The organism is Sediminispirochaeta smaragdinae DSM 11293 (genome assembly GCF_000143985.1).
GTDB lineage: Bacteria > Spirochaetota > Spirochaetia > DSM-16054 > Sediminispirochaetaceae > Sediminispirochaeta > Sediminispirochaeta smaragdinae.
This window is the reverse complement of sequence record NC_014364.1, coordinates 1,600,423-1,620,963: the sequence shown is the minus strand read 5'-3', so window position 1 is coordinate 1,620,963 and position 20,541 is coordinate 1,600,423. Positions and strand designations below refer to the sequence as shown.

Annotated in this window: 14 protein-coding genes; 6 read left to right on the top strand and 8 right to left on the bottom strand. The window is 52.7% G+C overall.

Annotated elements, in window-relative coordinates; genetic code table 11:
• Positions 1–4: 4 nt before the first annotated feature.
• The 4 genes from rsmA to SPIRS_RS07595 all read right to left on the bottom strand — a co-directional run bounded on the left by rsmA (position 5) and on the right by SPIRS_RS07595 (position 4,610).
• A complete protein-coding gene (gene rsmA / locus SPIRS_RS07605; protein ID WP_216086408.1) occupies positions 5–814 on the bottom strand; it encodes a 16S rRNA (adenine(1518)-N(6)/adenine(1519)-N(6))-dimethyltransferase RsmA in 810 nt (269 codons plus the stop codon).
• Positions 744–2,063, bottom strand: a complete 1,320-nt coding sequence (locus SPIRS_RS22575; protein ID WP_013254098.1) for a ComEC/Rec2 family competence protein — start codon at positions 2,061–2,063, stop codon at positions 744–746. Before SPIRS_RS22575 ends, rsmA begins: the two co-directional genes overlap by 71 nt.
• 262 nt (positions 2,064–2,325) lie before the next feature.
• Complete coding sequence (locus SPIRS_RS07600) at positions 2,326–3,543, bottom strand: hypothetical protein (RefSeq protein WP_013254097.1); 1,218 nt, start codon at positions 3,541–3,543, stop codon at positions 2,326–2,328.
• 14 nt (positions 3,544–3,557) lie between these two features.
• Positions 3,558–4,610, bottom strand: coding sequence for a flagellar brake protein (locus tag SPIRS_RS07595; protein WP_013254096.1), 1,053 nt, complete (start codon positions 4,608–4,610; stop codon positions 3,558–3,560).
• Positions 4,611–4,679: 69 nt separating this feature from the next.
• On the opposite strand from SPIRS_RS07595, the gene SPIRS_RS07590 reads away from it, so the two are divergent.
• From SPIRS_RS07590 to sfsA, 5 genes are read left to right on the top strand one after another with little or no spacing between them, the layout of a single operon-like run.
• The gene (locus SPIRS_RS07590; protein WP_013254095.1) at positions 4,680–5,378 is read left to right on the top strand and encodes a CPBP family intramembrane glutamic endopeptidase; all 699 of its coding nucleotides are present in this window, start codon (positions 4,680–4,682) and stop codon (positions 5,376–5,378) included.
• Positions 5,379–5,427: 49 nt separating this feature from the next.
• Complete coding sequence (locus SPIRS_RS07585; RefSeq protein WP_041866011.1) at positions 5,428–6,012, top strand: TlpA disulfide reductase family protein; 585 nt, start codon at positions 5,428–5,430, stop codon at positions 6,010–6,012.
• Between the two features lie 15 nt (positions 6,013–6,027).
• Positions 6,028–7,812, top strand: a complete 1,785-nt coding sequence (locus SPIRS_RS07580) for a protein-disulfide reductase DsbD family protein (protein ID WP_013254093.1) — start codon at positions 6,028–6,030, stop codon at positions 7,810–7,812.
• Positions 7,813–7,848: 36 nt separating this feature from the next.
• Entirely contained in the window at positions 7,849–9,753 is a 1,905-nt protein-coding gene (locus SPIRS_RS07575) for an AMP-dependent synthetase/ligase (protein WP_013254092.1), read from the top strand.
• Positions 9,728–10,501 carry a DNA/RNA nuclease SfsA gene (gene sfsA, locus SPIRS_RS07570; protein WP_013254091.1) on the top strand — a complete coding sequence of 258 codons (774 nt, stop codon included), beginning with the start codon at positions 9,728–9,730 and terminating at the stop codon, positions 10,499–10,501. Before SPIRS_RS07575 ends, sfsA begins: the two co-directional genes overlap by 26 nt.
• Here the strand turns inward: sfsA and SPIRS_RS07565 are convergent.
• Genes SPIRS_RS07565 through SPIRS_RS07555 form a run of 3 tightly spaced genes read right to left on the bottom strand, consistent with a single transcriptional unit; the run spans position 10,489 to position 18,456 of the window.
• On the bottom strand, positions 10,489–10,809 hold the full coding sequence (locus tag SPIRS_RS07565; protein WP_013254090.1) for a double zinc ribbon domain-containing protein: 321 nt from the start codon (positions 10,807–10,809) through the stop codon (positions 10,489–10,491). The genes sfsA and SPIRS_RS07565 overlap by 13 nt on opposite strands.
• 4 nt (positions 10,810–10,813) lie before the next feature.
• Positions 10,814–15,487, bottom strand: a complete 4,674-nt coding sequence (locus tag SPIRS_RS07560) for a SpoIIE family protein phosphatase (protein WP_013254089.1) — start codon at positions 15,485–15,487, stop codon at positions 10,814–10,816.
• Positions 15,487–18,456: a Rad2 family DNA repair protein gene (locus SPIRS_RS07555; RefSeq protein ID WP_148224044.1), complete on the bottom strand. Its 2,970-nt coding sequence runs from the start codon at positions 18,454–18,456 to the stop codon at positions 15,487–15,489. The genes SPIRS_RS07560 and SPIRS_RS07555 overlap by 1 nt, the downstream gene beginning before the upstream one ends.
• A 114-nt stretch (positions 18,457–18,570) precedes the next feature.
• On the opposite strand from SPIRS_RS07555, the gene SPIRS_RS07550 reads away from it, so the two are divergent.
• Entirely contained in the window at positions 18,571–19,815 is a 1,245-nt protein-coding gene (locus tag SPIRS_RS07550) for a UPF0164 family protein (RefSeq protein ID WP_013254087.1), read from the top strand.
• Here the strand turns inward: SPIRS_RS07550 and SPIRS_RS07545 are convergent, their stop codons facing one another.
• Positions 19,816–20,541 (bottom strand): hypothetical protein, encoded by a 726-nt coding sequence (locus tag SPIRS_RS07545; protein ID WP_013254086.1) that lies wholly within the window; start codon positions 20,539–20,541, stop codon positions 19,816–19,818.

The following is a 20,541-nucleotide window of genomic DNA, read 5'->3' as shown; positions in this document are numbered from 1 at the left end:
TCAATCACAGTATATTAGAAGCGAATTTATCGGTCAAATGGCCACAGGCCTTGGCAACCATTTCGACGCTCACCTCCTCCCCTCTTTGCCCTAAACCGATACCGGCCTCCTCCGCAGCATTGAGAATAGCATTTTTCCCCAACCTTGCGGCAAGAATTCCGCCGGAAAGTGAATTTCTGACGGTTTTTCTTCTATTTGCAAAGAGATCCTTGGCAAACGTTGAAGCCAAACCAGCCGATAAACCGGAAAAACGATGATGAGGAACCATCTCGATAATGGCCGAGGTGACCTCGGGAACGGGAAAGAATGATCCGGGTTTTATTATGCCGGCGATACGGACATCCCATGAAAAGGCACAGATCATGGAAAAAGCGCCGTAACGTTTAGTCCCGGGAGAAGCAGACATTCTTTCGGCTACCTCTTTTTGGATGGTAAAGACCATTTTCCTCGGATTTGCCCCTGCTTCGATGAGATCACCGATAAATGAGGCGGCACAGTTGTAGGGAAGATTACCGAAGATGAGAGAAGGAGGAGCAAAACGCGTATAGGCCGGCTGCCAATTTTTCATGACATCCCCCTCTACTAATTCGAACCCCTCTACCATGGAAAAATGTTCTCGAAGAAAGGAAATGAAGCCTCGGTCAATCTCAAACACCGTTATATTACGACACAGCCCCAGAACCATATGGGTCATGGCACCGAGACCAGGCCCTATTTCCCATACATGATCATCCTTCGAAAGCTCAAGAAGCTTTACGATTTTTGACCGAACCCCCGGCGAAACGAGGAAATTCTGTCCGAAGCGTTTCTGCATGCTCAATCCCCGCGCTTCCAGAAAAGCGGCAAGAGACGCGGGCGAATCGTAATCGAAGGGGTATTCCACCATTATTAAAAAGATAGCGTAGCGACAGTGTGATGGTCAACAGAAGTGTGGCAAAGATCGCGGCAGTGTTGGGATCTTGGGGGAACACCGCAGGAAGCGAGGCACACAATTGTGCAAGCGAGAGCACAAGAGCCGCCACGTGGTTTGACAGCATCGAACAGCATGCCAGAAGTGAGGAAAGCTTGGTGATGTGTAAAAAAAGCTGAACCAGGCCGCTCCAAATAAGAAGAAGAACAGGAAGGGAAAGGAGCACAGAAGCGGCAAGAGAGGCAGGGCGCAGCTCCCCAAAGTAGAAAAAAAGAAGCGGAGCAGAGGCAAGAATCGCCGCTATAGAGGCGGCAAGAGGAGAAGACAGAGCCGAAGGTATCAAAAGGTCCTTCAGAATGTCATCGATAGGAGCAGCAAGGGTGAGAATTCCAAAAAGCGCAAGGTAGGAGAGTTGAAAGGAAAGTTCTGCCGGGCTTAGGGGGAAGATGACAATCTGTATGAGAAAGGTGAGCGTGAGGGCACGAAGCGAAGCGCTTTTGCTCCAGAAGATTGTTCCCGCAAGGATAAAAAAGAGGAGGGCCCGCACAAGGGAGGGGCGTAAGCCAACAAGAAACAGATAAAACGGCAGGAAGAAAAGCAAGAGAACTTTCGCACATCGCTTTCCCACAATGGGTCTGAGGAGGGAAAGGACCAAGGAAGCGAGAATCCCGATGTGCATACCCGATAGAGCAAGGATGTGGCTTGCACCGGCCCTACGGAAAAGCGTAAATACAGGGCTCGAGGGATCACGTTTTCGCCCCAGAAGCAGGGCATCCAACAGGAGAGAGGCCTTCGGCGAGCCTGAAAAAAGCTCCGAAGCCGACCGAAAGAAGGCATAGCGTATACGCCTGCCGAGGCCGCAGTGGCGTGTCAAGCGTAGCGTTGAAGATCGGGCGAGGGGCCGGCCGTCCTCATCAAAGGAGAGATCGAGGGATATCTCACATCCGGTCAAGGCCTGCCTGGCCATATCACGGCAGTCCGGCACAAAAAGGGTGCAGATACCCCTCCCCGTGGCGATCGTGCCATCCCTGCCCCGCACGGAATCAACATAAAATTGAAGGATGGCGCCATCGGAAGCGGTAAGAACGGGATCCCGGTAAAGGTGCCCCTCAACCGATCGAAGCCGAGTCGGATCGATACCCCAAGAGGGCATCAAGGAAGTTCCGGTACGTACAGAGAGAAGTGCGGCCCCCGACCCCAAAAAAAGGAAAAGGAATACCCTCCCTATCCGGTATGCCTTATCTGAGGCAAAAGAGCGTAGAACAACGGAAAAAGCGGCGCAGCACAAAGGGAAAAGAAGAAAAACAGGCCGAAAAATCGCAGATGTGAGGAGGAACAGAGCAGCCGAAGCGATTGCAGCAAGATCGCAAAGGAATTCCCATGACTCGTTCCGTCCTCTTCTTCGTACTATGGTTTCAGTTTTTGAGATTATCGAGCGCCTCCCGGGCGGCCCGCTTCACGGGAGGTGCATAATCAAGGTAACCGGTATAGAGAAGGTAGTCGAAGGCAACGCGGTCCCCAAGGGCTCCAAGATTATTTACCACCGCAAGAGCCACCTGGGTATCCACAGGCTGCCCATTTTCAACATATGCATTCATCACTTCTAAATACAGCGATAAACGCACAGCTGCTTCATGGGTACCCATGGCACCGAGACACGCGATAGCCTCGAGTAGGCTTGAGGTACTGGTTTCGCCCCGATCGACCTCGACGGTTGTCTGGTCAAAATGGTCGATCACCAACTCGGTCGCTTCGGCCCAGCGATATTCGGTCAGGGCTCGGACCGCTTCATATCGAAGTTCCCGAAGTACGGGTTTCTCTTCCTCGGCTACAACCCGGGAACCGAGGCCATATGAAAGCGCCTTCATGGCTATTGTGGCCTTCTGCTCGACGCTCAACGCCTCCCGGGAGTCCGCACGTTTGAGAGCTTCTAACTTTTCCACCGGCGGATTTTGTTCGATAACTCGGGAGATGTTGGCAACATAGTCGCCGCCGAGCTGTTCAAGAGCCCCATCGGCTTTATAGGTAATCTCGTCCGAATATTTCAAATAGGAGGCACTAAATAGGAGTCCGTAGGAATTTTCATTACCGATTTTGCCGAGGGTAACGACACACTCTGCAAGAACCTGACGATCGACGTTGCCGCCGGATCGCATGGCATTGTTCTGAGACGCCATCCAGGTATTGAGTTTGCTTATCAGCTCAGGATCATCCCCGGCCACAGCCCCAAGGGCGCTCATAACCGCAATCTGGATACGGACAGAACTGCTCTGTTCGAAAAGCCTCCAGATAATATCGGCTGCGGGGGTGTATTCATGCATACCGATAAGATTGACAGCCAACACGGCAAGCTCCTGGGCTGCGGTATCATCCCGGAGGGTGCGGATATTATCAAGAATAAACTCAATGGCCTGTCGATAGAGAGGGCCCATTTCTGGGCCGTTCATCTCAGAGGCATCCTGAAGCACCTGAATTTTCGTCGAAAGGCTTCCCCGTGCAAAACTCTTTTGAAAGGCAAGCAGCATGGGATCTTCCTCGGAGGCATCCTGAGCAGAAACGACGGAAAACGATGCCACAAGCAAAACCGCAAAAACGAGTGTAAAGAGCCGGTAGAAACCTGTTGTCCGATTCATGTTGAAATGCCTCCTCACGATAACGCTGTCGCCCGCCGGGCTGTAGTTTGTTGTTTGGAATCCATATCCCTTTCTCCAAAAAGATTATACACGAAAACAAGGACCCTGTTGCGTGCCGGAGGAGATAGCGGGAGTGCCTGAATATGGAGCAGAGACTGATTTGTCTTTGCATTATAGTTCACCCCCCTGACCGTACCGTTCATGACGATGGTTCGATCTGCCAGGGAGAACTGAATTTTGACATTCATGCCGACCTTTCCCTTCCCGCCTATACGAACGGCCGCCCCGTCTTCGGAGAGATCCTCAAGCCTTGCCCGGAGCCCTTTTCTGGCCTCGGCAACCTCATCGGCATGATCAAGAGAGGAGAGAGGGTAAATCCATGCGGGCTTACGGACCTCGACTCGAACGGAATTCCTTTTCTGACTCCTGATAAGGCTGTCGGAATGGGAAATGTGGAGAATCGGATACTGTTTTTCGGAATAATCTTCGATCACCCGTGTTTCAAAGGTATATCCGGCATCATCGACCCGCCAAAAATAGACCTGAATAAGCTGCCCCTTCCATAGAAAACCGGGAGCGAGCTTTGGTCCCTCGGGATAAGAGACGGCAAGATAGCGGCGAAGATTTTCCACCACCTGGGAGTCAAAGGTACCGGCACCAGGTAACGATATCTTTATTCGCTGCCGCTGCATGATCTTCCTGCTGGATTTTAGACCTAATGTATATTTGGGAAGATTGAGTTCTACCTGACGCCGAAAATTGAAGAGTTTCAGAAGAAATTGAGAAGCATTGAAATCATCCATAAGATTCTGCGAACGGAATTTCGTAACCACACCTCGAATGGATCGATCGAGTTGACCAATCGACCAGAAAAGACTTGTGGGGTTTTTGAGACGGGCCTCAACTGCGATTCTGCGGAGCAGATTCACCTCACGAAAACTAAAACCGGCCTCTTTCCCCTTCACGTAAAAATGTATCCAGGGGAAACTTCCTCCACCCGCCCTTCGCATAAGGGCGATGAGAAGAAAAATAAGACCACATACTATCGCTAAAATTGTCCAATTCATCAAAATTCCTTTTCTCAGGCTTCACTATAAACAGCTTCTCATGATACATCATACCATAAGGAGTAACGGATGACAATTTTCCCAGAAGAGAGAAACGAAAAAAGCGGCAACGATCCGAAATCTTTACTCGAACCGATTTTGCTTTTCTTTGTTCTGTTCTTTCCCGGTTACCTCTCCGGCACCGATTCAGGTCAAGAGATAGACTTCGCCAACCTCGGCTTTCTCTTTCGCTATGCGGCAGTGGCACTCCCTCAGATTCTGCTTCTCCTTTTTATGATTTCCAAAAAGGGGCCGGGCTGGGCCGAACGATACGGTATTACAAGGATCAAACGGCGGGATATTCCGGGGGCCCTGCTCCTGCTTCCCCTCCTCCTGGCAATCTCTTTTTTGATTGCCCTCCTCTTTCCTTTCGGTTTGCAGGAGAGTTGGGGTATGGAAAAACGAACGCTGCTTTTGCCGGCGATCGTCGCAATGGTTATAACGGGTTACCGGGAAGAGCTCTTTTTTCGAGCCTACCTGCTCAGAGAGCTGAGCACCTTCCTCGGCGGTGAGGAACAACGGCCGGGCTGGCGGGAGATTACGACCTCTTCGCTGCTCTTTGCCGCAGGCCACCTCTATCAGGGATGGGGAGGAGCGCTTACCACCCTGCTGATCGCAATGGTTCTCGGCTTCCGCTACTCGCGAAAAAAGAGCCTCCACGAGGTCGCAATCGCCCATTCACTCTACAACAGCGTCGCCCTGATCATGATCTCTTTCGGCTCCTACTAAAGAACCGAAGCCTCTTGCCTATCCCTTCGCTTTATAGTAATTTTCATATATGAAAAAGCATATAAGTTCTCTGTACCCCATGCTTCTTTTGTTGGTTTTTGCTCTTAGCCCCGGATTGTTCGCTCAGGAAAGCGGAGACGAGAGTGCTTCCATGTCAAAGGGTCAAGCCGCGCTTTATCAACTCGGCTTTGATATCCCCAGGGGCAGCCTGGCCGCCCCACCTTTTTCCCTGACGACCCTCGACGGTGAGACGGCAAGCCTTTCGGCAGCAAAGGGAAAGCTGCTGCTGCTCAATCTTTGGGCAACATGGTGTCCCCCCTGTCGCCAGGAGATGCCCTCCATGCAAAAAATCTATGAGCGTTTTGCCGGAAAAAACTTTGAAATGTACGCCGTTGCAGCCCCTACTCCCCCGAGAGAAACCCTCGAACTGATTACAGCACATGTTGCCGACAACGGATTCACCTTCCCCGTTCCCATCGATAATGAATACCAGGTCAATTCGATATACGGAACGGGGAGCATTCCCACCACCTGGATCATCGATGAAAAGGGAAACATCATCGCCAGGCTGGTAGGTGCAACCGATTGGTCCTCACCGGAGATCATCGGGGCTCTTGAAATGCTGATTCCATAGGGAAAGGAGGCGGCGGTGTACCGACTAAGAAGAGTCCCGGCCCTATTGTTCTTCCTGTTTGTCGTGCTGCTTCCCCTTGCCGCCGCCAAGCCTCGCATCGTCGATGTGGGGGTCTTTGGGCAGGGAGATTCGCAGCGCATCACCCTCTCGCTGGAGATTCCCGAAGGCTATCATCAAAGCTTCAACGAAGATTTCTTCTTTTTTGAACTGGTCGATCCAGCGGGGGCGAATCTCGGTAGGATCGATTATCCGAAGGGGATCGATACCGAAACCGGACCTGCCTACTACGGAACGATATCCCTAAGCGCTCCACTGCTCCCCGAAAAACTCCGGTCCACTTCTGCACAGACGGGAAAACTCAGGCTCCATTATCAGCTTTGTGACGAGGCAGGCACCTGTTTCCTGCCCGGCACCGTTGAAGCATCCTTTTCCATACCCATACCCGACAAGAACTCTTTTTCAAGCAGCATCGGGGGGCTTAAGGGGGAAAAGGGTATCTGGCTCATGCTCGCCTTCGCCTTGCTTGGGGGGATTCTCCTCAACATTATGCCCTGCGTCTTTCCCATTCTCTCAATCAGGGCCCTTAACCTTGTAAAACAGAGCAGGAATGACAAAAAACTGTTGCGTTCCGGGGCCCTGCTCTATGGTGCCGGGGTTCTGGTCTCGTTCTTGCTCCTCGCTCTGGTGGTCATCATCCTGAAACAGTCGGGAGAACTGGTCGGCTGGGGCTTTCAATTTCAGAATCCGGCTTTTGTGCTGGCTCTCAGCGCCGTTCTCCTGGTATTTGCCCTCAGCTTGTTCGATCTCTACCTCTTTCAGCCGCCGATATTCGGGTCGAAACTGGCCGCCGCCGGCTCGAGGGGGCTTGTCGGTTCCTTTGTAAACGGGCTTGTTGCCGTAATCCTTGCAACCCCCTGCACCGCCCCATTTCTTGGGAGCGCTCTGGGTTTTGCCTTTAGTCAGCCGCCGCTTTTAATCATCTTCTTTTTTCTCACCATTGGGATAGGCTTTGCCCTCCCTTTTGTTTTGCTCGGCTTTATTCCCCGGATCATCCATCGGATACCGAAACCGGGACCATGGATGGAGCTCTTCAAAGAAGCGATGGGTCTGGTACTGATTGCCACCGCCCTCTACTTCTTTGCTATTTTCGGGCGTCAGACAGGGGCGCAGGCAATGATCGGGGCCCTTGCCTTTCTCCTTTCCCTTGCATCGGCAGCCTGGCTCTACGGAAAACTTGCAAAACCGACCTCATCGAAACGGCAACGTTGGCTTTCGCTTCTTTTGTTCGTTATACTTTCCTCTGCGGCCGCTATGATTTTCATCGATCCATCCTCCTGGAAGCCCCAGGAAGGAAGCGCGAGTGAAACAGCCATGGCTGAAAAGGGTGACGAAGGGGTCGAACGGATTGTCTATTCGCCCGAAAGGGTGGAAACGATGATTCGTTCCCAGCAGCCCTTTCTCCTTGTCTTTTCCGCCCAGTGGTGCAGCGTCTGCAAGCTAAACGACCGTCGGATTTTTGCCACCGAACGGGGAAAAGAGCTTTTTCAACGTTACGGCATCCAGATGGTCTACGGAGATTACACCAATGCCGATCCTGTGATAGGCGAAGCGATAAAAACCCTTGGCAGAGCCGGCGTTCCGGTGTATGCTTTTTATCGGCCGGCGGCCGATAAGCCTATTCTGCTGCCGGAACTACTGACCTTCGAGAAACTCGAGGAACTTTTCTCGAAGGCAGACCATGAGGCGGAAACCGGAGAAACTCCGGCCGCTCAGCCGCTGGGAGATGCCCTTTTTTTCTAATCTTCCGACGGCACCATATGCCAAAAGGAGGTAGAGATGGCCCCCCTTGACACCGTACCGAAACGAATCAGAGAGATTGCACAGAAACACCCCGATATGACAGCCTTACTGGCAAAGGGGAAGGAAGGAGAATTCGAAGCGACAAGCTTCCGGGAGATGATGGAATCGTGCTCAGCTTTCTCCTGTGCCCTGAACGATATCGGCGTGGAGCGAGGTGCGCATGTCGGTATCATCAGCGATAATCGAAAAGAGTGGATTCTTGCAGACCTCGCCATGCTCGGCCTCGGTGTGGTTGATGTGCCCAGAGGCTCGGACTCCACCGCCGACGAGATTGCCTATATCCTTGGCCATGCCGAGTGTGAGATTGCTTTTGCGGAAAATGGAGCCCAGGCGGATAAGATTATTGCAAACGCCCACGATCTTCCCCTCTTAAAGCGAATCATCCTCTTCGATGCCAGCCGGAGTCCCTCGAAAAAGCTGCCGTCCTCCCTCGAGTTGTCATCTTTCGATGAAATGATGAAACGGGGAAGCGAACTGCTTCCGCAGAAACAGGATTTCTTCGACAAAGAGATCGATAAGGGCTCGCTTAACGATCTTGCAACCATCATCTATACATCGGGTACCACAGGAGAGCCCAAAGGGGTGATGCTCCCCCATCGCAGTTTTATCTTTCAACTCGATCGTGTGTACGACCACATTCAGATCGTGCCCGGTCACATTCTTTTAAGTGTTCTTCCGGTTTGGCATAGCTTTGAGCGGGCGGTGGAGTATATCATGCTTGCCCGCGGCGCCGCCATCGCCTATTCAAAACCGATTGGTGCGGTGATGCTTCCGGACATGCAGAAGGTTAAACCTCAGTGGCTTGCCTCGGTGCCGAGGATTTGGGAGGGAGTAAGGGCTGCAATCTTTAAAAACATCTCAAAAGAGGGAAAGGTAAAACAGCTTCTGTTTTCCTTCTTTGTTACTGTAGGAGAACTGCACAGCGCCATGTTTAACATGGTAACCGACAGAAAACCGGACTTTGTCGGCCGACATCGCTGGCTCGACATCCTTCTTGCGATTATTCCCCTGATTCTCCTCACGCCCTTTCAGCTTCTTGGCAGTCTCCTGGTATTTGGAAAGCTGAAGGCTCGTTTGGGAGGAAAGTTTATTGCCGGTATTTCAGGGGGAGGCGCCCTTCCCCCCTACGTGGATCGCTTCTTTCAGGCCGCTGGGATCCTGTTACTTGAGGGCTACGGACTGACGGAGACAGGGCCTGTACTTGCGGTACGCAAACAGAAGCATCCGGTACATGGAACAGTAGGGCCACTTTTAGCCGATATCGAACATCGTGTGGTGGACAGGGAAGGTGTGGTGCTTCCTCCGGGCAGAAAGGGGGTCCTCTATGTGAAAAGCCCCCAGGTGATGGACGGCTACTACAAGCGGGAGGAGGCCACCGAAGCGGTGCTTCACGACGGTTGGCTCAACACTGGCGACATTACGCTCTTTACCCGTCAGGGTGAGTTCAAGATTCTTGGACGGGCAAAAGAGACCATCGTCCTGCTTGGTGGTGAAAACATCGAACCGGTTCCGATCGAGGAGCACCTCTGTGCCAGCGACGCAATCGCACAAGCCATGGTTGTCGGCCAGGATAAGAAATTTCTCGCCGCGCTTATTGTTCCGGAGATGGAAAAGCTACAACAATATGCCCAGGAAAAGGGAATCAGCTATATTCAGGCGGAAGAATTACTGATGAACCCCGAAATTCAGGAGTATGTCCACGATCGAATACAGGAACAGGTGAACCCCAAAAACGGTTTTAAACACTTCGAACGCATCTACCGATTCACCCTCCTGCCGAAACCCTTCGAGGTAGGAAAGGAGCTGACCCATACCCTGAAGATCAGGAGAAGCGTGGTCTACAAGTTGTACCGACATGAAATCGATTCCCTCTTCAGATAGCGTTCGTCTCTTTTCGGCAGATGCCGATGCACGCTTTTTAGCCCGCCCCAATCGCTTTACGGTTGAGGCGGAGCTGCGGAAGAAGGGTGCGGGCAACAAGGTAGCGGTTCACTGCGCAAACCCCGGCAGGCTCAAGGAGCTTCTTTATCCCGGTGCCGAACTCATCCTCGAAAGGGCAAAGGGGGGGACAAAAAGAAAGACCAACTGGAGTCTGGCCGCCGTCCGGTTCCAGGGAAAAATCATTCCCTTAATCAGCGCCAGGGCAAACCTGGCGGTACGGAGCCTCTGCCTTCCTCGACTCTTTCCCAACGCCCTTTCCATTGAAGCGGAAAAAACCCTTCCTCAGCAGCCGGGCAGCCGTTTTGACTTTCTCGTGGAAACGGACCAGGCCCTCTATCCTATCGAGGTCAAGGCCTGCACCCTCTTAAAACCCTTCAAACAGGCAAGCTTTCCCGATGCGCCGACGCAGCGGGGAAGGCGGCATGTGGAAGAGTTGACGGCTCTCGCCGCTTGCAGGGATGGGACGGGGAAGGAATATCGGCCTAAGGTGATTATCGCAGTCTTCCATGCCGATGCCGAAACATTCTCTCCAAATGCAGAAACCGATCCCGATTTCGCCAAAGTCCTCTGCCGCGCCAGGAATCTGATCGATATAAGAATACCGCTCTTTGAGACCGATGAGGAGGGGCTGGTCAGAGTGGTACGGGAAACCATTCCATTTGTCCTTGCCCCGAATCACAGTCTGTAATAGAGAAAGGTCAATAAGCCCAAGGCACCCAAAAGTATGATGATAATCAGAAGATAAAACCAGGTAGGAAGCGAACGGGGAGATGAGTCCTGCGCAACCTGCTCAAGCGCAGGTTCCCTACCCCTTTGGGACGGGGCAAGATAGCCGCAGGACGGGCAACCCTTTACAAAAAGAGAGGAGGGCCCTGCATAGCCGCAGCGGGGACACTGGACCCCATAGAAACGACTGCCGCAGGAAGGGCAGCGGATAGTTCCCGCATCCACCTCGGCTCCACAACTTTCACAGTAGAACTTCGCCTTTTTTGCCATCGCTTCACACCTTTTCAATACCGAGGACGGTCAGGTCGTCGTACTGCTCATCCTCTTTCAAAGAGCCGTAGGTGATATAGGTATCGTTTCGGCCGATTTCCTTCCCACCGAAATAGTGTTCGAACTGCACGAAACAACATTGCAGGAAATCATCGATTCTGATATCGACATTGACAACATCACTCTCGCCTGCCTTTGGATCCGGGTTGAGCCTGAAGATTTTTTCAACCGCGACCAGGGCGAGCACGGCATCCTCTATGCCGGAACCGCAGGAGGCAAAATCAAATTCGAGGACCTCGCCGGGAATTGGGTTGTGATACTTCTCCAGTCGGTAACGTCCCTTCCTGTAGAAGGTATTGATGATTTCATGGATCCGGGGGATCCCCAACTCCTCGTTGTCGTTGCCGACCGGGTGGGTATCATGCAGCTGCCCCTGCTCCAGGCCTGGTTCTTCGCAGGTGACAACTTCGAATCGTTCATTACGAAACTTTCTCTGAGCCTCTTCAAGACCGTCGGTAAAGAGAAAAAGCTTGTCTCCGGATCTTAGAACATGGGGAACCTTGGAAAAACCGCCTTTCATATCGATCAGATCATTCGGAAAAACCCCTGCCGCAGGCGCGGCAGGGAGGGTCATCATCTCCATGGACTCCTCTTTTCCCTGATAAAGGTGAACCTGATTATCTCCGGCATTGCAGAAAACGGTTTTTCCCGTTGCCCCGTCGATAAGCACGACGATCAAGGCCGCAAACCGTCCCTGAAAGCCCCGTTCCTGCACAAGACTGTTGATACTGGCCACCAGCTGATCGATGGCCGGTTCCTGCTTGCGGGGGGCAATTCCCTTCGAGGAGGCGACAGATAGAATTCTCTCCTGCTCCCGTTTCCACTCGTTGAGAAAATTCCTGAAAATCGTCGCAACCTCGACCATGATCAAAGAAGCGGGAACGCCCTTTCCCGCGATATCACACTTGATGACGGCGTAAAGATTTCCGGGCAGCTGCATATAGTCGAAGTAATCGCCGGAAACACCCTTTGCCCCCTCATAGTAGCCAAAAAAGTTGAGTCCAGGATAGTTGTCCGAGGCTGTGGTTTTTTTGTTGCCCCTGGAGTCCTGCTCCAGGGGAATAAACATCTTCTGAACCTCTTTTCCAATGGTAAGGTCCTTTTTCGCACTCTCCGCCTTTACCAGTCCGCGGGTCATCTCGTTGATGGTCTCCGCAAGTTGGGAAAGCTCGTCCCGGGTTTTTACAACGATGACGTGGTCCTTGAGCTTTTCCTTATCGTCGGTTTCGCTGATGACCTCAACGCCCCGGACCAGGGTTCGAATCGGGATGATGATGATGGCCGCAAGAAGCAGGGAACCCAAAATTCCGAGAAGAACGGCACCGAGGGCAATAACGGCAGTCTGCCGAATCAACCTGTCGCGGCTGGCAATGATTTCACCGCGAATACGTTCTGTTGTGATACCGAGCCGGACCAGGCCGTGGTAATATACTCCCGGACGATTCGAATCCTGATAGACAATGGGCCGGTAAAAGCTATATTCGCTGGGCCCGGTAAGGATGGTTTCGGGATCGAAAGCGGGCACGGAAGAGACCTCGCTCCCGATACCTTGCAACGTTGCCTCTATCTCCTCACTGACCGAAGCTATGGAATCCTGCAGCTCCTGGAGCAGCTGGGCCGTATCCTCATCTCGCCGCGTGACCAATCTGGTGGCTGCATCTCTGGCTTTTTCCTGCAACTCTGCCAATTCCTGGCTAAGGGCCCCGACCTCGGCCTCCGCCCTGTCATCGATACGCTCCCTAAGTTCGTCGATAAAGGGAGAAACATCATCTTTGATCCGGGCAGCCCCGCGCCGAAAGGAGTTCTGCCCTCCTCCGGCATCTTCGCCGGTCAATTTTTCGGCGATAGAGGGGTCGTTCGTCGCCCAGAGGTAATCAAAATAATCATTATCGGTATCGGGAACCTGCGTACTGCGTACCCCTGTAATGGTAGCATAAAGTGCATCCTCGGCCGCCCGACTCTGTGCCGGAAGTCGACCAAGCTCTATGGTATTCTCTTCGGGAAGATATTTTCCCGCACCCGATGCAAGGCTCTCCACCAAAACCCTGGTACTTTGCAAAAGGCCGTCTGCAAGACTCCTCTGCTGTGTATTAATCATAAAACGGCCCATCGGCAGGGCGACAAGCAGAACAACAATCAAGACCAGAGATGTAACAAGCAGGGCAAATTTTCTTCTTAGCCCCTTTCGTTCTTTAGCCATGGTGATAATCCTCTCTTTTCGTTCTTCATGCGGCAGGCGGCGCTGCTCCAGCAAGGCGACGGCTTCGTTCCGGAGCAGGTTACCCTCCTGAACCAGGCGAAGGATACGCCAGGACACGAAGAGAAAACTTGCTCCTAAAAGAACCATCACAAGGACAAAGGCGACGGTTCCTCCCGATAGGGTGGAAAAGGGAAGCCGGATAAGATGCAGGGCTGGACGCTGGAGAATCGTAAAATCTCCGAACTTTACGGTACCGGTGTCGGAGAAGCTTAGCGTTCTTCGGGTAAGGTACAAGCCCCTGGTCGGGTGGATGACCCCGAGGTGATAGTCGCCGCCGTCGATGTCTTCGATCACCGGTCCCTCGATTCGACGGTCGGAGACCACTCGATACACGGCGCTTTCCGCATCAAAGCTGTAATCGTAGGGCGGTTTTCCATCCCTATCGAGCAGGACCGTCCCGATCTTGCCCCCTACCGAAAAGCCACGACCTACAATCGATATGAGATAGCGGCCCAGGTCATCCTCCCGAAGGGAGATATCCGTAACATAGGTGACCGGAATATACTTATTCAATCTCATCCGAAAGGAAACGGCCTCGCCGACATTTCCTACCTGATCCACAGGCGCCACGGTAACGGCCCACAAACCGTTATCGATATTTCGAAAGCTTAGGGAAGGAACCTGCAGCCGGATACTATCTGAAGGGGGACGAACGGGCAGGGCCTCGGGATCCCCTGTATAATCGGCAGACGTAAGATACTGAAGTCGGTATGTGTAACCCGCAACATCCGTTTCTGAAGGAGGCTCCCAAGCGATGTTTCCGGTATTGGAAGGAAGAAAACCGTCGCCGTCGAGCTCGGGATCAATAAAGAGAACGGGAGAGGGAGGTGTGGTATCACGAAGAGCCTCAATGGTCACGCTTTTCGACCAGTTGCCAGCGTAATCTTGTGCCGCAACATGAAAGAACCAGGGGCCGTCCTCCTTTAAGGAGGCGGAAAAACGGCGCTCTTCCCTGCGCAACAACATCAACCGTTGAGGAGGATCGCCCTCCGGATCACGATCGACGGAATAGCTGAAACCGCTGATACCCGAAGAGTCGTCCGGAAGGTTCCAGGATACGATGAAACTATCCTGTTTGGCGGGACGCCCCTGCCGGAAATTGAGGGGACGGACTTGGGGAGGTGAAGCGCTCTTATCCGGGGCAAGGAAGGCGATACGCGATCTGTTCGCAAAGCTGTTCTCCCAGAGCAGGGAGAGCTCTCCGGAGCGGAACATGGGAACGGGAAAGGCGCTGACACCGTTCATGACGCTCACATCTTCCGCATCCCAGGAAACGCCTCGTCTGAGGGCGAAAAAGATACGATTATCCCCCTTGCTATCGTCGAACCAGAAGAGGACCCTTTCCCCCGCCGTCTCGGTAATGACCGGATTCCTACAGACGTTGCTGCCCTGGGAAATTCGCTCGGGTACCCCGACAACCGCCCCTTCGGGACTCAATTCGGCGTAGAAGATCTGGGGAGGGGAGCTTCCCGAGTATCTGCGCTCCCATGCCACAGCAAGCCCCTTTCCATTGCCGTACAGGTAGGGGCGTTGATTATCGTAGAGGTTGGGATCGCCATCATCGGAAATGGATCGATCCTCAAAATCGCTTATCAGCCGAGGCGAACTCCAGCTCGCTCCTCCGTCGCTGCTTGATACGAGATAGAGCTGATAAAAACGGCTTTCCTGAGGAGAGGCCTGAAAGGCCACATAATCCTTTCCTCCGTAGTGGGCAAGCGAGGGCAAATAGACGTATGCAAGATTGCTTCCTTTTGCAAGGGAAGTGAACTCACTCCACTCCCGTCCATCCCGGCTCACGGAAAAAGCGGCCCCAAGACTCACCTCACTGGTAAGGGCTTGGAGCCCCTCTGAGATGAGAGGGCTGGTAACGAATAACACGAGGGAACCTGTAGAAGACAAAAAGAGGCGGGGAGCAACAACAGTCCTCTCTTCCGATCCGATTCCGGGCTCGGCAACCTTTACAAAGCTTGCTCCGTCGTCATCGGAACGGTAGATCGCGATGGTATTGCCTGAGGTGGCAAGAGCGATAAAGATATGTCCGGCTTTATCGATCACCATCGAAGCAACGGGAACCTTTTCTCCTACATAGCGGAAGGGTCCGAGCACCCGCTCGTGGCGTTCCCATGTATTCCTGTAGCTCATCAGTGAAATATAGAGATCACGATAACCATCGGAGGGCTCACCATATTCATGCCAGAGAAAGGCAGAACGTTCGCCATTTGAGCTACTTCGGACAAAGGAGGCGTTCGCATCAACCAAAATCTCGGGACGTTCCCAGTAGAACTGCTGAGCCTCCGCCTGAAAGGCAGCGAACAGCACAAACGCCAGGCAAAAGAGCAAAGGGGCTCGGCGGTACATCACAGGCGTGCCTCTATTCGCTTCTGGAGATCGAGGAGTTTCGGATTATTCCTGTTCTTCGTGTTGTTCATCAGCTGCTCCACAATAACGCTTGCCTCGAAATAGCGCCCTTCTATGAAGAGGTCCTCTGCCTGCTTAAGCTGTTGCTGCGCGACACTGGAAAGAACAACGGTAACTGCTCCGCCGCTTCCGGCTTGTATCCTGTCCTTGAGCACAATGGCATCATTATAATCGGGGTTAAGCTTGATCGCCTCGTTCAAATAGGCAATAGCCACCGGAAATTGCGCCCGCACGTCGTTTTCCACAATCTTTTCGGCATCGCCGTAAAGGTCCCTGGCCCTGGCAAGCTTCGCCCGATCGGGAGGCGGCTGCCTGATACCCGTTGCAATTTCCGCATCGTATAGGGCCTTTTCCATTCCGGCGAAATCGGGTCGAATCGCTTCAAGAACCTTGAGCTCCCGATACGCCTCTTCCGGCGTCGAATTCAATTGGCGCCTTGCATTGTTGAACCGACTGGAAAAAATAGCATCGAAGTCGTCGGGCTCGGTATACTGCAAGATCTGAAGATAGAGGATACTGGCATCTTTGTTATTTGGGAAGGGCTCCTTCACGTATTCGATCTTACGTTCGGCCTCGGAAAATTGCGCAAGCGCTTTATCTCGGTCGCCGGAGGTGAAAAGTCGTTTGCCATCGAGAAAATCTTTGCGGGCGAGATTGAGCATCTGAGTCATTTCGGGATAAAGGGGATCGGCAATCGCAAGTTCCACACCACTTGTGGTATCCAGGGCTCGCTTGACCCGTTCGAGCCAGCTGTTGACTTCGGGTTCCTCTTCGGTATTGGTTTGCAGCCAGCGTGCCTGGGCCCTTTGAAGGGTCTGCTGGGCCTCGATAAATTTTTCCTGAAAGAAAAGATCACGGCCCTGGTTGATTAACGCACGTACCTGCCGAACAATCTGCCGATTTTGTGCCGCAATGATCCGGTCTGCAAGATCCGGTATATCGTTATCGATACGACTCCTGACCTGCTGATCTTCACGATAGGTAAGACTTTGGGCCAATGCCGTGCCTGCCTGCTCCAACTTGTCCCTTGCCTGCTCAAAACTCTCGTCGTCGAGACGGCTCTCCGCTTCACTGAAACGAAGCTCCCCCTCGGCAAGGGCAAGATCGGCCTGTCGGTTTAATGCTTCCCCCCGTGCAAGGAGTGTTGTTCCGGTGTTGCGAAGCGAAATGATATCGGCACGCATCGTATCTGTCGAAGAGAGCGATTCTTTCATCGCAGGAGAAGCGATAATCGCATCGCTTTCGGCGGAAAGAGAGGCGGAGATGGAGGCGATATCCTGATCAAGGGCATCCAGGGTCGGCAGGGTCTCTTCAACGATACTGATCCCCTGATCAGGGCGCCGCACTACGATGGGATCGGCCCCCTCGACAATTGTCTCTTGGCTGCCCTCGATAAGAGCCTGTGCTTTTTCAATGCTGTTTTGCCTCTCCGAAAGACGGCTGCTCAGTTGAGCAATGATAATCGAAGCGCGACGCGAAACCGCCTCAAGCTCCATGGCAGAACTCTGGTCGGATGCCTCGTCCACGGCGCTCAATAACTGCCCGGCAAGGGCCTTGGGGCGGTCAACGGCGATGGGGGCTTCGTACTCATCAAGAGAGGAAGAGAGGCTTTTCACGGGATCGGCAACGGCCTCGATCCTTGCCTGAAGATCGAGGATGCGGTCTCTGCGCAGGGCCAGGGCTTCGGTATCCAGGCTTTCCCACGCTTCGTTTTCTCCTCCCAGCTCAGCCTTCAGAGCAGCAAGTTCCGTAAACTGACCACTGGCGCTTTCCAGAACCCGAGAAAAAAGAAATTGCTCCGTGATCTCACTACCGCTCTCCGCCAGATTCTCCATGGTAGGAGCGGTTCCTCCGTTTTCAAAAGCAATCAGCTGCTCCACCATCTGTGTATATTCACCTGCAGATCGAAAAAAGCGGGCAGCCACGTCCTCTCTTCCTTCATGGTATGAAGCGACCCCCGACTGGTATTCCTTTTCGGCGAGGTCACCAATCCCCTCGAAGAGAGAGGTGTAGGAACCGTTGGAAAAGCGCAGAATGGTTCCGGCAATTCCTTCGGGGGCTTCGGCATCCGCCCTCCCTCTTGCGAGAACCCTCAATGTGGAAAGATAAGGAACATCGTTTTCATCTTCGCTCTGCACCGAGACTTTGAGTTTTTCGAGCTCCTCAGCATCGTAGAGGATCCCCCCTCGCTGCTCGTCTACAGCCAGCATAGCCCTTCCGAAGGTGTCGATGGTATTGGTAAGATCCACTTTATTTTCCTGCCGAAGAGCTTCCACAACGTGATCGTAAAAAGATGATGCCTCGGGACGATCAAGAAGGAAGGCATCGGAAAGATTCTCCAGACTCTGACGAAGCGTGCGAACCTGTTCGAAAACATCGTCACCGTAATCCTTCTCCAAAAAAAGTTTTTGATGAAGATCGAAACCCGATCGGTAGAGTGCAACGGCCTGATCGTACTCCTTTTTTTCCAGGAGCTGCCATGCCTCCTCGATAATCCGACGGAATTTTCTATCGTTGACGGCAAACACAATCGAAGCACGCATTTGAGCAAAGGCCTGGACGGCCGCCGGGTTAGGATCACTGTCGAGAGCCTCCATCTTTGTAATCAGATCATACGCATGATCTTCATCGATCTCCCCGCCGTCCGGAGGATCCAGAACCTCTATCAATTCGGCATAATAGCGATTGTACTGGTCCCGAATGGCCCGAACCTGCTGAAGGAGTTCTTCAGCCTGATCAAAGCGATCAGGATCCTCCTTCATCATCTGGGTAAGAACCAGGATGGCATCGTTGTACCGCCGCTCGGCCATAAGCTGACGAGCCGTATCGACAGGGTCCTCCTGCTGCCCTCCGGCAAAGAGCCAAACCGGCAACAAAACGAAAAAGATGAGAAAAATATATGTTTTCAAAGGCCGCGTACGTACTGGCTCCATTTGCTCCGCTACTCTGTTTCTATCCCACTGTATCACATTATCGGCAGGATAATTACTGGATAAACCAGAAGGAAGATAGTATAGTATAAGATGATGAATATTCGGAATAGACCGTTATTTTTCCTCCTCATTCTGTTTGTACCGGCGATCCTTTTCGCCGATCTTTCGGAATTCTACAGCGGCTATTCCTCCTTTGCCGATTCGGGTTTCATCACCGATCCCAATACCGGCCAAAGTGCCTTCACCACCCTTCTTATCCCTTTCGGAGGACTCTATGAGGGGATGGGAACGGCCTTTACCGCCGTTGCCAGCGATGTCGGTTTCCTGGAGGCAAATCCTGCAGGCAGCAGCCGTATCGATGTTACACAGCTATCCCTTATGCACAACGACTGGATCGCGGATACCAATATCGAATCAGCCGCCTTTACCTCCAGAAAGGATAACTTCGGGTTCGGCTTCGGAGGGAAATTTCTCTACGTTCCCTTCACCGCCTACAACGACTGGGGAGACCGAGCCGGAAGCGGCTACTATTCGGAAACGGTACTCTACGCAAACGCTTCCTACAATGCCTTCCGCTCCTATGACTTCTCGGGTCTTTCTGTGGGAGCCACGCTCAAGGGAGCATACAGAAATGTACCGGAATCGATAGCCTCCGGCCAATCGGCCTTCGCGGGGATGATCGACCTTGGAGCCCTCACCAGATTTAACTTTTTGAAGCCGTATCCATCGCGGGACAAAAATTTCTCCCTCGGCCTTGCAGTACGAAACATCGGTTTTGCCAGCCTCGACGATAATCTTCCGTCTAACGCCAGCCTCGGCTTTGCCTATTCCCCCCTCAGGCCGCTTCTCGTAAGCTTTGATTACACCGTTCCTTTTTCTCTGACCCTTCCGGCCGAACAGTGGGAACATCCCTACTTTGCGACCGGAGCGAAAGTCGCTGTCACCGACAATTTTGCCATGCAAACAGGCTTTACTCACAGGGGTTCAAACCCGCGATTCACCCTCGGGGGATCGGTGGACCTGAATGATTTGACCATTATTGCAAACTACACCCTCGATCTTACCACCCAGCTCAGCTCTCTCGACCGTTTCAGTCTTCAGGCGACAATGGCATTAGGGGATGATGGGCGACAGATGACAGCCCAACGTATCGACGAGTACTACATCGCCGGTCTCGAAGCCTATGCCCAGGGCGATTTTGAGCGGGCAATCCAATATTGGGAAGCTGTTCTCGACCTCGATCCCACCTACAGACCCGCTCGTGAAAACCTTGATTTGGCACAAAGGAGCCTCGATCTGCTGCTCGATATGCGAAGGCTCAATACCGTAGAGTAATTAGCGCTTCAAGGCCCGATACACACCGAAGAGAGGAAGATCCAACTTATTGTTTAATTTGACCGATTGCCGTTGTTTGCGTCTTCGCAACGCCTTTTCCTGCTTCCGATAAGCCCGGCTGGCAAAACGGCGGCGGAGATAGGAAACCAGCTGATCGAGCCGCTCTTTCTCTCCCGTAACGGAAAACTCCACGGCATCGGCCAGGGATTCGGCAAGTTGACGGGTATCTTCCGCCTCAAGGCGAAGGAGGAGTTCCTCGGCTTCCTCGACTAAAGAATCATGCTCGAAGTAGATTTCGTCGACTCGTTCACGAAGGGCGATTCGTTTGGCAGTTGCAGCCTTGGAACCGGTATCGCGTCGGGAAAGCAGATAGTAAACCAAAAAAGAGGCCGCAAGGGAACCTCCCAACTCATCAATCATGGGAATGGGATCCCGGATAACCAGGGAGAGGAAAAAGTAGACAACAAGAAAGAGCAAACTTGAAATCAGAAACCGGGGGATAAAACGCTTTTCCGAAATCCAATTTTTCACCGCAAGTTCAATTAAGCGATAAAGCTCATTTCTCAGCATTGTTACGCTTTCCGGACGCGGTTCTCTTCCATAACGACCCGCAATAACAGTATTGGCATCAAGCTTGAGCAATGTGTCAGGATCATCAAAGGGATGGAGAAAGAGAGGAACTCCCCCCAACCTTTGCAAATGGAAGATGTTAATCTCTGTTTTCAT

Coding starts and splice junctions, on each gene's coding strand:
- rsmA (WP_216086408.1), bottom strand. CDS start 814: ATGCAGAAACGCTTCGGACAGAATTTCCTCGTTTCGCCGGGGGTTCGG.
- SPIRS_RS22575 (WP_013254098.1), bottom strand. CDS start 2,063: ATGCCCTCTTGGGGTATCGATCCGACTCGGCTTCGATCGGTTGAGGGG.
- SPIRS_RS07600 (WP_013254097.1), bottom strand. CDS start 3,543: ATGAATCGGACAACAGGTTTCTACCGGCTCTTTACACTCGTTTTTGCG.
- SPIRS_RS07595 (WP_013254096.1), bottom strand. CDS start 4,610: ATGAATTGGACAATTTTAGCGATAGTATGTGGTCTTATTTTTCTTCTC.
- SPIRS_RS07590 (WP_013254095.1), top strand. CDS start 4,680: ATGACAATTTTCCCAGAAGAGAGAAACGAAAAAAGCGGCAACGATCCG.
- SPIRS_RS07585 (WP_041866011.1), top strand. CDS start 5,428: ATGAAAAAGCATATAAGTTCTCTGTACCCCATGCTTCTTTTGTTGGTT.
- SPIRS_RS07575 (WP_013254092.1), top strand. CDS start 7,849: ATGGCCCCCCTTGACACCGTACCGAAACGAATCAGAGAGATTGCACAG.
- sfsA (WP_013254091.1), top strand. CDS start 9,728: ATGAAATCGATTCCCTCTTCAGATAGCGTTCGTCTCTTTTCGGCAGAT.
- SPIRS_RS07565 (WP_013254090.1), bottom strand. CDS start 10,809: ATGGCAAAAAAGGCGAAGTTCTACTGTGAAAGTTGTGGAGCCGAGGTG.
- SPIRS_RS07560 (WP_013254089.1), bottom strand. CDS start 15,487: ATGTACCGCCGAGCCCCTTTGCTCTTTTGCCTGGCGTTTGTGCTGTTC.
- SPIRS_RS07550 (WP_013254087.1), top strand. CDS start 18,571: ATGATGAATATTCGGAATAGACCGTTATTTTTCCTCCTCATTCTGTTT.
- SPIRS_RS07545 (WP_013254086.1), bottom strand. CDS start 20,541: ATGAAAACAGAGATTAACATCTTCCATTTGCAAAGGTTGGGGGGAGTT.